Below are 14,239 nucleotides of genomic sequence, written 5' to 3' on the forward strand. Positions count from 1 at the left end.
TGTCGCCTGCCATGAGCATGGGACCGGGGTAGCGGGTTTTCTGCCAGGTTCATGGGACCACTTGGATTGCCAGTCATGGGACCACCCGGCGTGTCTTGCCGGTGGGTCCTGGGTCGGCTCGTTGGATCGCCGTGTCGGTGTCGCCGTCATGGAGGTCTACGGGCGTGGGATTCAGGGAGGTCAGTGTGGTTGAGGTCAGGGAAGTACTCCGCGGCTGGCTCGAGGGCGCCGGGCTGCGGACAGTCGCCGAGCGGGCGGGGGTGGACCGCAAGACGGCCCGCCGCTATGTGGCCGCCGCGCAGGAGGCCGGTCTGCAGCGGGACGCGGGGTTCACGGCGGTCGATGACGACCTGGTCGCTCAGGTGGTGTCGGCGGTGCGTCCGGCCCGCCCGAACGGGCACGGGACGGCGTGGGAGGCCCTGGAAGCCCGCCAGGAGCAGATCGCGGTGTGGTTGGCCGGTGACGGCAAGGACGCCAAGCCGTTGTCGGTGGTGAAGGTCCACGAACTGTTGGCGCGGCAGGGGTGTGTGGTGCCGTATCGGACGTTGCACCGGTTCGCCGCCGAACGGTGCGGGTTCCGCGTGAAGGACACCACCGTGCGGGTCGCCGACGGCGAGCCCGGCGTCGAGCTGCAGGTCGACTTCGGACACCTGGGCTACCTGACCGGCGAAGACGGTCGCCGGCGGAAGGTCCACGCCCTGATCTTCACCGCCTGCTACTCGCGGCACCTGTTCGTCTGGTTGACGTACTCGCAGACGTTGGTGGCGGTCATCGCCGGCTGTGAAGCGGCGTGGGCGTTCTTCCAGGGTGTGTTCAAGGTGCTGATCCCCGACAACATGAAGGCCATCGTCACCGACCCCGATCCGGTGAACCCGCGCCTGTCCCAAGGCTGGCTCGATTACGCCCAACACGCCGGGTTCGGCACCGACCCGGCCCGCGTCAGATCACCGAAGGACAAACCGAAGGTCGAGCGGGCGGTGCAGTACGTCCGCGGCAACTTCTGGGCCGGTGAGGTGTTCACCAGCCTGGAGGAAGCCCAACAACGCGCCACGGTGTGGTGCGCCGAGCGGGCCGGGATGCGGATCCACGGCACCCTGCAGGCCCGCCCGGCGGAGGTGTTCGACGAGCACGAGGCCGGGGTGCTGTTGCCCGTCCCGCCGGCGTATGACGTGCCCGTGTTCAAGACCGTGAAGGTGCACCGCGACTTCCACGTCGAGGTCGCCCGCGCCCTCTACTCGGTGCCCGGCGCCTACCTCGGCCACCAGCTGGACGTGCGCGCCGACCGGGAACTGGTCAAGCTGTACCACCGGGGCCGGCTGGTCAAGACCCACCCCCGCCAAGCGCCGGGGGGCCGATCCACCGACCGCGACGACCTGCCCGCAGAGAGGTCCGGCTACGCGTTACGGGACCTGACCCGCCTGATCAGCACGTGCGCGGTCCACGGGTCGAGTATCGGGATCTACGCCGAGCGGCTCCTGGACGACCCGCTGCCGTGGACGCGGATGCGCGCGGTGTACCGGCTCCTTGGGCTGGTCCGCCGCTACGGCAACGGGCCGGTCGAAGCCGCCTGCTCCCGCGCCCTGGACCTCGACGTGGTGTCGGTCACCAAGATCGCCTCCATGCTGGAGCGGGCCACCGAGGACACCCTGCCGCTGCTACCGACTGGCACCATCCCCGGCGGCCGGTTCGCCCGCCAACCCGCCGAGTTCGCCACCCGGCCGACGGCCTTCGCCAGTGACCGGACCAGCCCCGCTGCCATCCAGGGGACCACCCCTGCCAGTCACCGGACCCCCACCGCCGGCGGTCCGGTCGCCACGTTGACCCTGGTCCGCGACGACGGACCCGACACCCTCTTCGAGGAGGAGCACCGATGACCACCATGACCAGACCCCCGGCGCCGGTCGACCCGGTCGGCGTCGACCTGACCCGCACCCTGCGCGCCCTGAAGCTGGGCGGCATGGCCGACACCCTGCCCGAACGGCTCCACCTGGCCCGCCAGCAACAGCTGGGCCACGCCGCGTTCCTCGAACTCGTCCTGTCCGACGAGGTCACCCGCCGCGAGGGCCGCTCCGCGACCCTCCGCGCCGCCAAGGCCGGCCTGGACCCCACGATGCGGCTGGACACCTTCGACGACCAACCCGACCTCACCTACGACCGGCACCTGTGGTCCGACCTGACCACCCTGCGGTTCGCCGAAGCCGGCACCGGCGTCCTCATCCTCGGCCCCGTCGGCGTCGGCAAAACCCACCTCGCCACCGCGCTCGGGCACATCGCCATCCGTCGCCGCCTGACCGTCGGCTTCCACCGCGCCGACAAACTGTTCACCCGGTTGCGGGCGGCCCGGCTCGACAACACCCTCGAGGCCGAGCTCCGACGCCTGACCAGCATCGACCTGCTCATCGTGGACGACTTCGCGCTGCGGGCCCTCGACGCCACCCAAACCAACGACTTCTACGAGATCGTCGTCGAACGTCACCGCCGCGCCGCCACGATCTGGGTGTCGAACCGAGAACCCGCCGAATGGCTCGGCCTGACCACCGACGCCCTCCTCGCCCAATCCGCCATCGATCGACTCACCTCAGGCGCGCACACCCTCGTCGTCGAAGGCCCCTCCTACCGCCAACGCGGGCGCGTCACCGTTGACCCCAGAAACGAGGTCCGCCATGCTCGATAACACTTCCAAGTGGTCCCATGCTCGTGGCAACACGGTGGTCCCATCACGCTGGCAAGCGACACGCTGCCGATACGGCCAGCCGGAGGGACCCACATGGTGGGCCGGACAAGGGGTGGCAGCATTCTCGGCCCCCGATTGGGCGTACGACGCAGCGTCCGCTACCATGGAACGGTTCGACCACCCGTGAGGGCGGTTCGTGGCAAGTGGAGTCGCCAAGCTCCCACCCGCACCAGCAGTGGCTGATCGGGTTTCAGGTGCCCCCGCATCGCGCGGGGTGAGCGCCGTCGGCTTGGGCTTCCGCGTGCTGCGGAGGCCCTTTTCGTTTGGTCGGCACACCACCACGAACCATGGAGGAACACATCAGCACCGAACCGCGCATCAACGAGCGCATTCATGTGAACGAAGTCCGACTTGTTGGCCCGAACGGCGAACAGGTGGGCATCGTGCGCATCGAGGACGCCCTGCGCCTGGCTCGTGAGGCCGATCTCGACCTGGTCGAGGTTGCTGCTCAGGCCCGGCCGCCGGTCGCCAAGCTCATGGACTACGGCAAGTTCAAGTACGAGTCCGCGCAGAAGGCGCGTGAGAGCCGCAAGAACCAGGCGAACACCGTCATCAAGGAGATGAAGCTCCGTCCGAAGATCGACGAGCACGACTACGAGACGAAGAAGGGCCACGTGGTCCGCTTCCTCAAGGCCGGCGACAAGGTCAAGATCACGATCATGTTCCGAGGCCGCGAGCAGAGCCGCCCCGAGCTCGGTTTCAACCTGCTCAAGAAGCTGGCCGAGGACGTCGCCGAGGATGGCGTCGTCGAGAGCCAGCCCCGCCAGGACGGCCGCAACATGCTCATGGTGCTCGCCCCGACCCGCAAGAAGGCCGAGGCGCGAGCCGAGGGCGAGGCCGCCAAGCAGGCCCGTATGTCGCAGCGCCAGGCGCACGCCGAGCAGGAGGCTCGCCACCTGGCCGAGCACCGTGCCGCGGAGCAGGCCGCGGCGCAGCCCAAGAAGAAGCGGGGGCCGGCCGACAACCTGGACCCCGACATCGACCTGTAGGACACACGGCCACGGCCCGGTCCCCCCGGTGTCGAGGCACACGAACGCGAGTTCACGAGAGAAAGAGAGCGGCGCCATGCCGAAGATGAAGACGCACTCCGGTGCCAAGAAGCGGATCCGGGTCACCGGCAGCGGCAAGCTCATGCGCGAGCGCGCGGGCAAGCGGCACCTCAACGAGCACAAGCCCTCCAAGCGCACGCGCCGCCTCAGCAGCGACGTCGTGCTGTCCCCGGCCGACACCCGCACCGCTCGCCGCCTGCTCGGCAAGTGACCTGCTGATCCCGACTTCGTAACACACAAGGAGAAACACCATGGCACGCGTCAAGCGCGCAGTGAACGCGGCGAAGAAGCGCCGCGAGGTGCTGGACATCGCGTCCGGCTACCGGGGGCAGCGTTCGCGCCTCTACCGCAAGGCCAAGGAGCAGATGCTCCACAGCTACACGTACAGCTACGCCCACCGCAAGGACAAGAAGGGCGACTTCCGTTCGCTGTGGATCCAGCGCATCAACGCCGCTGCCCGCGCCAACGGCATGACGTACAACCGATTCATCTCGGGCCTCAAGGCCGCCGGCGTTGAGGTTGACCGCAAGATCCTGGCCGACCTGGCCGTCACCGACGAGAACGCGTTCGCGAAGCTCGTCGAGCTGGCCAAGGCCAACCAGCCCGCGGCCGCCTGAGGTCACACAGCAACGCTGAGCGGCAGCTCCCGGTTCCAAGACCGGGGGCTGCCGTTTCTGCGTCGACCGGGTGTGGCAAGGTGAACCTGCACGAGTGAGGATGGATAGCGATGACGACTGACCGGATCGAGCTGGACGAGCCCAGCCAGGCCGTGTTGCGCCAGGCGCGCAGCCTGCTGCGTCGCAAGGAGCGCAAGGAGACCGGCGAGTTCCTCGTGGAGGGGCGCCAGGCGGTGCGCGAGGCGCTCAAGGTGCGGGGTGTCGTGAGGTGGCTGTTCGTCCGCTGGGCGTCGGTCCACGACAACCTGGATCTGGTCGACCTCGCCCGCGAGCACGACGTCCAGGTGTACGCGGTGAGCGAGCAGAACCTCGCCACGATGTCGGACACGGTCACCCCTCAGGGCGTGATCGCCGTGGCGCGGAACATCGACGTGAGCCTGTCGCAGGTGCTCGGTACGAAGCGCAAGGACCCGTGCAAGGAGAAGAAGAAGCACCGGCGCAACGACGTGGCGCTGATCGTCATCTGCGCCCAGATCCGGGACCCGGGCAACGCCGGCACCGTGATCCGGTGCGCGGACGCGTTCGGCGCGGACGCCGTGATCCTGAGCACCGACTCCGTCGAGGTCTACAACCCCAAGACGGTGCGGGCCAGCGTGGGCAGCATGTTCCACCTGCCGATCGTCACCGGTGTGGACCTGGAGCAGGCGATCGAGGCCTGCCGGGCCGCGGGCCTTCAGGTGTTCGCCACCGACGGGGACGCCGGCGCCGACCTGAGCGACCTGGACTCCGAGCTCGCGAGTCCGACCGCCTGGGTGATGGGCAACGAGGCCTGGGGGCTGCCCAGCGAGCACCTCGCCCTGGCCGACAAGACGGTCGCCGTCCCCATCTACGGACACGCGGAGTCGCTCAACCTGGCCACGGCCGCCGCGATCTGCCTGTACGCCTCGGCGTCCGCGCAGAGCGCCTCGAACTGACGTCCCACGGCGTACGGACACGTGGGGAGATCCCACGCGCCCGACCACGATTCGACAAGGAGGGCCCATGTCAGGGCCGAACGACAACTACGACCCGAAGCAGGTCGCCGCGCTGAGCGCGGAATCGCTGGACGCCATCGTCGCGGACGCCCTGGCCGCGTTCGCCGGGGCGTCCGACAGTGCCGCCCTGAAGGAGGCGCGCTTGGCGCACGCGGGTGAGCGCGCGCCGATCGCGCTCGCCAACCGCGAGATCGGCGCCCTGCCGCCGGCCGCCCGCAAGGATGCCGGCCAGCGGATCGGCGCCGCCCGGGCGCGGATCAACGAAGGCTTGTCGGCTCGCCAGGCCGAGGTCGAGTCCGCTGAACTCGAGCGCGCGCTGGTCGAGGAGACCGTCGACGTCACGCTGCCGGTGGGGCTCTCCCCCCAGGGCGCGATCCACCCGATCACCGGATTGATGGACCTCATGGGCGACGTGTTCGTCGCCATGGGTTGGGAGGTCGCCGAAGGCCCCGAGGCGGAGGCCGAGTGGCTGAACTTCGACGCGCTCAACATCGGCGCGGACCACCCGGCGCGTGGCGAGTCGGACACGTTGTTCGTCGCTCCGCACGACAGCCACGTGGTGCTGCGCACCCACACCTCGCCGGTGCAGATCCGGTCCCTCCTCGACCGGGAGCTGCCGGTCTACGTCGTCTGCCCGGGCAAGGTCTACCGCGCCGACGAGTTCGACGCCACGCACGTGCCGGTGTTCCACCAGATCGAGGGCCTCTGCGTCGACAAGGGCATCACCATGGCCCACCTCAAGGGGACGCTGGACCATCTGGCCCGCGAGATGTTCGGTGACATCAGGACGCGGTTCCGTCCGAACTACTTCCCGTTCACCGAGCCGAGCGCCGAGTACGACCTGGAGTGCTTCGTCTGCCACGGCGCGTCCGTCGGCAACCCGGACGCACCGTGCCGCACCTGCCGCAGCGAGGGCTGGATCGAGTGGGGTGGCTGCGGCGTCGTCAACCCGCGCGTGCTGGAGGCCGCCGGCGTCGACTCGAGCGTGTACTCGGGCTTCGCGTTCGGCATGGGCATCGAGCGAACGCTGATGTTCCGGAACAACGCGGCTGACATGCGCGACATGGTCGAGGGAGACGTCCGGTTCAGCCGGATGCTGAGGGGAGAAGCACGGTGAGGGCAACCAAGAGCTGGATCGCCGAGTATGCCGACCTGCCCGCCGGGCTCACCGCCTGGCAGCTGGCGGACGCACTGGTCAGCGCCGGCCTGGAGGTCGAGCAGGTCGAGAGCATCGGCGGGGACGTCACCGGGCCGGTGGTCATCGGTCGTGTCGTCGCGTTCGTCGAGGAGCCGCAGAAGAACGGCAAGACCGTTCGCTGGTGCCACGTCGACGTCGGCGCGGAGCACGCCCCCGAGGTGGCGCCCGGCCCGCTGGTCAAGGGCGACGAGGTCGTCCGCCTGCCCGGCGGCCACTGGCCGCGCGGCGTGATCTGCGGTGCGCTGAACTTCGTCGACGGTGACACGGTCGTCGTGGCGCTGCCCGGCGCGACCCTGCCCGGCCCGTTCCCGATCGGGTCGCGCAAGACCTACGGACACGTCTCCGACGGCATGATCTGCGCCGAGGACGAGTTGGGCCTGGGTGAGGACCACCACGGCATCATGGTCCTGGGCGACACCGACGCCGAGGGGAACCCATGGGTCCTCGGCACCCCCGCACTGGAGGCCATGGGTGTCTCCGACGACGTGCTCGACATGCCGGTCACCTCCGACATGGGCCACTGCCTGTCGGTGCGCGGCCTGGCCCGCGAGGCGGCGCAGGCGCTCGGTGTCGGCTATCGCGACGTCATCGCCCACGAGACCCCGGCCCCGCGCCAAGGTGGTCATCCCGTGGTCCTGGAGTCCGACGCGTGCCCGCTCTTCGTCGCGCTGACGGTGGAGGGCTTCGATCCCGCCGCCGAGTCGCCCGGCTGGATGAAGCAGCGCCTCGCCGCGTGCGGCATGCGCTCGATCTCGCTGAGCGTCGACATCTCCAACTACGTGATGCTCGAGACCGGCCAGCCGAACCACTGCTATGACGCCGACGCTCTGCAGGGTGCCATCGTCGTTCGCCGGGCGAAGCACGGCGAGCAGATCACCACGCTCGACGACGTCGTCCGCACGCTGGATGAGGCCGACCTGGTCATCGCCGATGACCGGGGGCCCATCGGCCTCGCCGGTGTCATGGGGGGCGAGGACACCGAACTCCGCGACACCACGACCCGCATCGTCATCGAGGCCGCCAACTTCGACGCCGTGACGATCGCGCGGACCGCGCGCCGCCACAAGCTGGGTTCGGAGGCCTCGCGCCGCTTCGAGCGTTCGGTCGACCCCGGTGCCGCCTACGGCGCCGCCCGCCGCGTGGCCGACCTCCTCATCGAGCTGGGTGGGGGACGCCTCGTGGCTGAGACCGTCGCCGGAGAGGTGCCGGCGAGGCCGGTCACCACCATCGACGGGGGGCTTCCGGAGCGCATCCTCGGCATGCCGGTGTCCGCCGACCGCGTGGTGGCCGTCCTCACGGCGTCCGGTGTGGGCGTGGAGCGTGACGGCGAAACCCTGACCCTGACGCCTCCCACATGGCGCGCAGATCTCACCGACCCCTACGACTACGTCGAGGAGGTCGGCATCAAGGTGGGCTACGAGCACCTGCCCTCGGTCGTCCCGGCGGCCCCGGTCGGTCGCGGACTCACCGAGGAGCAGAAGCTCCGACGCGGGATCGGCCGTGCGCTGGCCACCGCCGGTTTCGTCGAGGTGCTGACGTTCCCGTGGGCCTCGACCGCCGACGCGGACGCGTTGGGCCTGGACGAGGACGATCCCCGCCGCCGTGCTGTCAGCCTGGTCAACCCGCTCGCCGAGACGGCGCCGCTGTTGCGGACGTCGATCCTGCCGGGGCTGTTCGGGGCCGTGGCGCGCAACGCGTCCCGCGGCACGGACGACCTCGCCTTGTTCGAGGCGGGGCGCGTCTTCTTCGCGTCCGAGACCGGTGAGGCCGCACCGCTGCCCGCGGTGACCGCTAGGCCGAGCGACGACGAGCTGGACGCCATCGAGCGCGCCATCCCGTGGCAGCCGCGCAACCTGGCCGCGGTCGTCACCGGGGCCTGGCAGCCCGCCGGCTGGCAGGGGGCCGCGGTGCCGGCTTCCTGGACCCACGCGATCGCGTTCGCCGAGGTGGCCGCCGGTGTCGTCGGGGTGCATCTGGCGCGCCGCGCCGCCACCCAGGCCCCGTGGCACCCGGGTCGTTGTGCCGAGTTGCTCGTCGGGGAGACGGTCGTCGGCTACGCGGGCGAGTTGCACCCCAGCGTCATCAAGGCGTTCGAGCTGCCGGCGCGGACCGCCGCGGTGGAGATCGACCTCGACCTGCTCGTGTCGCTCTCGCCCGGACCCGGCACGCTCGACCCGGTCTCGGCGCACCCCGTCGCCAAGGAGGACATCGCCCTCATCGTCGACGAGGACGTGCCGGTCGCCGACCTGCAGGCCGCCATCGTCCAGGGCGGAGGCGAACTCCTGGAGTCGGTCCGCCTGTTCGACATCTACCGCGGCACGCCGGTGCCGGAGGGGAAGAAGTCGGTGGCGTTCGCGCTGCGCCTGCGGGCGTCCGACCGCACGCTGACCGATGCGGACGCCGCAGCCGTGCGCGAGGCGTCCGTCGCCGCGGCCGTGGAGCGCTTCGGGGCGGAGCTGCGCGCCTGACGCCTGGGGCCCGACACTCACCCTTGACACACATGACCCGGTGACGGAACACCGTCAGGCGTGGCGAAGGTGAGTGTCGGGCCCCCAGGCCGCGCAGCCATCCATGAGACGATGACCGGGCCATGAGCCTTCTTCCGTTCCTCCCCGAAGCCCCCGACGCCGATGCCCTGTACGACTCGTTCACCGCGTGGGCCCAGCGTGACGGGCTTCAGTTGTACCCCCACCAGGACGAGGCGCTCATCGAGATCCTGTCGGGCAGCAACGTCGTCGTCACGACCCCCACCGGCAGCGGCAAGTCGCTGATCGCGACGGCCGCCCACTTCGCCGCGCGCGCCGCGGGCCTGCGCACCTACTACACCGCCCCGATCAAGGCACTCGTCAGCGAGAAGTTCTTCGCGCTCGTCGACACCTTCGGTGCCGAGAACGTCGGCATGGTCACCGGGGACGCCTCCGTCAACGGAGACGCGCCCATCGTCTGCTGCACCGCCGAGATCCTGGCCAACATCGCCCTGCGCGAGGGCCGGGACGCCGACGTGGGCCAAGTCGTCATGGACGAGTTCCACTTCGTCGCCGACCCCGACCGCGGCTGGGCCTGGCACGTGCCGCTCGTCGAACTGCCGCAGGCCCAGTTCGTGATCATGTCGGCCACCCTCGGCGACGTCACCCGCCTCGCCGACCGGCTCACCACCAGCACCGGGCGCACCACCGCGGTCATCGGCGGCGCGACCCGCCCCGTGCCGTTGAGCTACGCCTGGTCGCTGGAGCCCATCCACGAGACCATCGGCAACCTCATCGCCACGCACCAGGCCCCCGTGTACGTGGTGCACGCCACCCAGGCCGCCGCCATCGAGCGCGCCCAGGCGTTGCTCAGCCAGGGCGTCACCGACGCCGCCCGCCGCGCCGACCTCGCCGAGGAGTTGAAGGGCTTCGCTTTCGCCTCGGGCTTCGGCCAGACCCTGGCCAAGCTGCTGCGGGCGGGCATCGCCGTCCACCACGCCGGCATGCTGCCACGCTACCGCCGGCTGGTCGAACGCCTCGCGCAACGTGGCCTGCTCGCCGTGATCTGCGGCACCGACACGCTCGGCGTGGGCATCAACGTGCCGATCCGGACCGTCCTGTTCAGCGCCCTGACCAAGTTCGACGGACGCCGCGTGCGCACCCTGCGCAGCCGCGAGTTCCACCAGATCGCCGGACGCGCGGGTCGGGCGGGTTTCGACACCGTCGGGTACGTGGTGGCCCAGGCCCCCGAGCACGAGGTCGAGAACGCCCGCATCGTCGCCAAGTTCGCCGACGACCCGAAGAAGCTGCGCTCCGTGCGCCGCAAGCAGCCCCCCGAGGGTTTCGTCAACTGGACCGAGGCCACGTTCACCAAGCTGATCGCCTCCGATCCCGAGGAACTCCACCCGCGTCTGGCCATCAGCCACGCGCTGCTGCTCAACCTGCTGCAGCGCGACACCGACACCGGCGCGGCCGTGGTGCGCCTCATCGATTCGGTCAACCCGGACACCGCCACCCGCCGGCGCCTGATCAAGCGCGCCGCCCAGCTCGGGCGTTCCCTGCTGCGGGCCGGCGTGGTCACGCGACTCGACCGGCCGACCCCGGGTGGACGCCGCTACGCCCTGGCCGTCGACCTGCAGCGCGACTTCGCCCTCAACCAGCCGCTGTCGGCGTTCGCGCTGGCCGTCATCGAGACCCTCGACCCCGAGAGCCCGGAGTACGCACTCGACGTCGTCAGCGTGATCGAGGCGACGCTGGAGAACCCGATGGTGATTCTGCTGCAGCAGCAGTTCAGGGCGCGAGGCGAGGCCGTCCAGGAGATGAAGGCCGACGGGCTGGAGTACGACGAGCGCATGGACGCCCTGGATGAGGTCACCTGGCCCCAGCCGTTGGCCGAGCTGCTCGAGCACGCGCACGGGGTTTATGCCGCCGCGCACCCGTGGCTGAACGAGACCCCGGTCAAGCCGAAGAGCGTCGTGCGCGACATGTACGCCCGGGGCATGCGGTTCGGCGAGTTCGTGGCCCACTACAAGGTGCAACGCAGCGAGGGACTCCTGTTGCGCTACCTGTCGGACGGCTACCGGGCGCTGCGGCAGACGGTGCCCGAGGTGTCCCGCAGTGAGGAGTTGGCCGACCTGATCGCGTGGCTCGGGGAGGTGACCCGCCTGACGGACTCCTCGCTGATCGACGAGTGGAACAAGCTGGCCGCGCTGGCGGGCGAGCCCGCCGCGTCCGTGGACGAGGCCCCGCCGCCGAGCCGACCGGTGACGGGCAATGAACGGGCGTTCCGGGTGCTGGTCCGCAATGCGATGTGGCGCCGGGTCGAGCTGATGGCCGACGACGACCTGGACGCCCTCGCCTCCTTGGAGACGGGGCAGTCGGTGGTGATGACCCGCCAGCACTGGGACGACGCGCTGGGCGACTACTGGGATGAGCATGACGCGATCGGCACCGACGCCGACGCGCGCGGGCCGAAGTACTTCGACGTCGAGGTGGCGACCGGCTCCAGGGCGGGGCGGACGTGGCAGGTGCGCCAGATCATCGCCGACCCCGCGGGGAATCAAGACTGGGCCCTGCACGCCTGGGTCGACCTGGACGAGTGTGACGAGGCCGGCGACCTCGTCCTCCACGTCACCGACTTCAGCCGGCAGGACTGAGGACGGTCAGTCGTCCAGCAGTGCGCGGCGGGGCACCACGGGCATGGCCACCGTCGCGTCCGTCCCCACGACGGGCGTGGCCGTCGTCGGGGCCGGCATCGGCTCGTTCAGCAGGTACGCGATGAGCGAAGCCTCCGGGCGATCGGCCGGCTCCTTGGCCAGGCAGGCCGTGATGAGCTCCACCAGATCGGCCGGGGTGTCGTCGGGCAGCGGCGGGGGTGCGTCCTGCACGTGCGCCAGCGCCGTGGCGATCGGCGTTCCCCGGTCGAAGGGCTTGCGCGCCGTGAGCATCTCGTGGGCCAGGACCCCCAGCCCGTACACGTCCGTCGGCGGGCCCACCGTCTGACCCAGCGCCTGTTCCGGGCTGAGGTAGTGCGCGGTGCCCAGCACCTGACCGGTCATTGTGCGTGACTCGGAGTCGATGGAGCGGGCGATGCCGAAGTCCATGAGCTGGGCGCGGTCGCCGTTGATCAGGACGTTCGCCGGCTTGATGTCGCGGTGGATGATGCCGATGCTGTGCGCGACCGCCAGCCCCGCTGCCAGCTGGCCGAGGATCCGTCGGACCTCCTCCGGCTCCAGCGGGCCCGCCTCCAGCAGCCCGCCCAGCGTCGGTCCGTCCACGAACTCCATGACGAGGAAGGAGAGCCCGTCGTCCTCGACGAAGTCGTGGACCACCACGATGTTCGGGTGGGCCAACTGGGCGGCGAAGCGTGCCTCGTCGCGGAACCGCTCGGCCAGGGCCAACTCGTCCTGCGTGTGCGGGTGCATGATCTTCAGGGCCACCGTGCGGTCGAGGGTGTCGTCGTGGGCCTCCCAGACCTGGCCCATGCCACCCGACGCCACGTGGCGCACCATGCGGTAGCGCCCCGCGAGGACCAGCCCAGGACGAAGTCGCTCCATGTCCACCTCATTCGGCCGGCCGGGTGCGAATCACAAGGCCTGACAGTCAGCGTACCGCGCTGACCGGCCGTCACCAGCCCCCCTCCCGGCCCACGCGTCAGAGTGGGCGGCACACGCCGTCCGCCTGAGCGGCGGCCATGGCCGCCGCGGCGACGGCCGGGGCCACGCGCTGGTCGAACGCCGAGGGAATGATGTACTGCGGGTGCAGTTCGTCGGCGGCGACCTCGGCGATGGCGTGTGCCGCCGCCAGCTTCATGCGCTCGGTGATCTTGGTGGCGCGCGCGTCGAGGGCGCCGCGGAAGATGCCGGGGAAGGCCAGCACGTTGTTGATCTGGTTCGGGAAGTCGCTGCGTCCGGTCGCGATGACCGCCGCGATGTTCTTGATCAGCTCCGGACGGATCTCCGGGTCGGGGTTGGCCATCGCGAAGACGATGGGGTCGGACGCCATGGCCGACACGTCGTCGACGGTCAGGACGTTCGGGGCGGACAGACCGATGAAGACGTCGGCGCCCCCGATGACGTCCGAGATCGAGCCCTGGAGGTTCTCGGGGTTGGTGACCTCGGCGAACCAGCGCTTGCTCGAGTCGAGGTCCTCGCGCCCGGTGTGGACCACGCCGGCGTGGTCGACCCCGACGATGTGGTTGCAGCCCAGTGCCATGACCATCTTCATGACGGCGATGCCGGCCGCGCCGACGCCGGCGGTCACCAGCTTGATGTCGCCGATGTCCTTGCCCACGATCTTGAGGGCGTTGATCAGGGCCGCCACCACGACGATCGCGGTGCCGTGCTGGTCGTCGTGGAAGACAGGGATGCCCATCGACGCGGCGAGACGCTCCTCGATGTCGAACGCCTGGGGGGCGGCGATGTCCTCGAGGTTGATGCCGCCGAAGGTCGGTTCCAGCTTCTGCACCAGGGAGACGATCTCGTCCGGGTCGGTGGTGTCGATGCAGATCGGGAACGCATCCACCCCGCCGAAGTGCTTGAAGAGCTGCGCCTTGCCCTCCATCACGGGCATGGCGGCGCGCGGGCCGATGTTGCCCAACCCCAGCACCGCGGTGCCGTCGGAGACGATCGCGACCGTGTTCTTGCGGATCGTGTGGGTGAACGACCGGTCGGGGTCGGCGGCGATCCGCCGGCACTCGCGGGCCACCCCGGGGGTGTAGAGCATCGCCAGGTCGTCCATGTCGGCCAGTTGGGACTTGGACACGACCTCGATCTTGCCGCCCTCGTGCAGGCTGTGGACCCGGTCGTCCCAAGCCAGGATCTCGACGCCCTCCAGTGCGTCGATCGCCGTGCGCACCTCCTCCTGGTGCGCCACCGAGCTGCAGTAGATCGTGATGTCGTCCTCGAGGTAGGCACCCTTCACCACGAAGCCCTCCAGGGCGACGATGTTGGCGCCGACGTCACCGATGGCGACGGCGATGTGGCCGAGCGTGCCGGGTTCGTTCACCATGCGCACGCGGATCCGGACGGAGTAGGCGGGGGACGGGGTCTGTCGGGTCACATCGCGAGGGTACCGAGAAGCGGGTGCGGCTGCAGGGTCGGCCGCTCCGCGCTGCTCGGCCCTGATGCGGGAGCTGGGTCG

At 70.2% G+C, this 14,239-nt stretch carries 11 protein-coding genes; 9 read left to right on the forward strand and 2 right to left on the reverse strand.

From position 1 onward, the window contains the following. Positions 1–164 precede the first annotated feature (164 nt). From istA to AC5YDA_RS13725, 9 genes are all read left to right on the forward strand, one after another. Positions 165–1,874 (forward strand): IS21 family transposase, encoded by a 1,710-nt coding sequence (gene istA, locus AC5YDA_RS13685; RefSeq protein ID WP_496192733.1) that lies wholly within the window; start codon positions 165–167, stop codon positions 1,872–1,874. Continuing rightward, a complete protein-coding gene (istB, locus tag AC5YDA_RS13690) occupies positions 1,871–2,674 on the forward strand; it encodes an IS21-like element helper ATPase IstB (RefSeq protein WP_496189084.1) in 804 nt (267 codons plus the stop codon). The genes istA and istB overlap by 4 nt, the downstream gene beginning before the upstream one ends. Positions 2,675–3,021: 347 nt before the next feature. Further along, positions 3,022–3,723: a translation initiation factor IF-3 gene (gene infC, locus AC5YDA_RS13695; RefSeq protein WP_496190124.1), complete on the forward strand. Its 702-nt coding sequence runs from the start codon at positions 3,022–3,024 to the stop codon at positions 3,721–3,723. A 76-nt stretch (positions 3,724–3,799) separates the two neighbouring features. Then, positions 3,800–3,994: a 50S ribosomal protein L35 gene (rpmI, locus tag AC5YDA_RS13700; RefSeq protein ID WP_496190125.1), complete on the forward strand. Its 195-nt coding sequence runs from the start codon at positions 3,800–3,802 to the stop codon at positions 3,992–3,994. A 40-nt stretch (positions 3,995–4,034) separates the two neighbouring features. Continuing rightward, positions 4,035–4,400, forward strand: coding sequence for a 50S ribosomal protein L20 (gene rplT, locus AC5YDA_RS13705; RefSeq protein ID WP_496190126.1), 366 nt, complete (start codon positions 4,035–4,037; stop codon positions 4,398–4,400). 110 nt (positions 4,401–4,510) lie between these two features. After that, positions 4,511–5,374 (forward strand): TrmH family RNA methyltransferase, encoded by an 864-nt coding sequence (locus tag AC5YDA_RS13710; RefSeq protein ID WP_496190127.1) that lies wholly within the window; start codon positions 4,511–4,513, stop codon positions 5,372–5,374. A 67-nt stretch (positions 5,375–5,441) separates the two neighbouring features. Beyond that, complete coding sequence (pheS, locus tag AC5YDA_RS13715; RefSeq protein WP_496190128.1) at positions 5,442–6,551, forward strand: phenylalanine--tRNA ligase subunit alpha; 1,110 nt, start codon at positions 5,442–5,444, stop codon at positions 6,549–6,551. Further along, positions 6,548–9,100 (forward strand): phenylalanine--tRNA ligase subunit beta, encoded by a 2,553-nt coding sequence (pheT, locus tag AC5YDA_RS13720; protein ID WP_496190129.1) that lies wholly within the window; start codon positions 6,548–6,550, stop codon positions 9,098–9,100. The genes pheS and pheT overlap by 4 nt, the downstream gene beginning before the upstream one ends. Positions 9,101–9,222: 122 nt before the next feature. Then, positions 9,223–11,754, forward strand: a complete 2,532-nt coding sequence (locus tag AC5YDA_RS13725; RefSeq protein ID WP_496190130.1) for a DEAD/DEAH box helicase — start codon at positions 9,223–9,225, stop codon at positions 11,752–11,754. Positions 11,755–11,760: 6 nt separating this feature from the next. On the opposite strand, the gene AC5YDA_RS13730 is transcribed toward AC5YDA_RS13725, so the two are convergent. After that, positions 11,761–12,654, reverse strand: a complete 894-nt coding sequence (locus AC5YDA_RS13730) for a serine/threonine-protein kinase (RefSeq protein WP_496190131.1) — start codon at positions 12,652–12,654, stop codon at positions 11,761–11,763. A 97-nt stretch (positions 12,655–12,751) separates the two neighbouring features. Next, entirely contained in the window at positions 12,752–14,158 is a 1,407-nt protein-coding gene (locus tag AC5YDA_RS13735) for an NAD-dependent malic enzyme (protein ID WP_496190132.1), read from the reverse strand. Positions 14,159–14,239 lie beyond the last annotated feature (81 nt).

The sequence above is a fragment of the Propioniciclava sp. LT294 genome, from assembly GCF_059516005.1.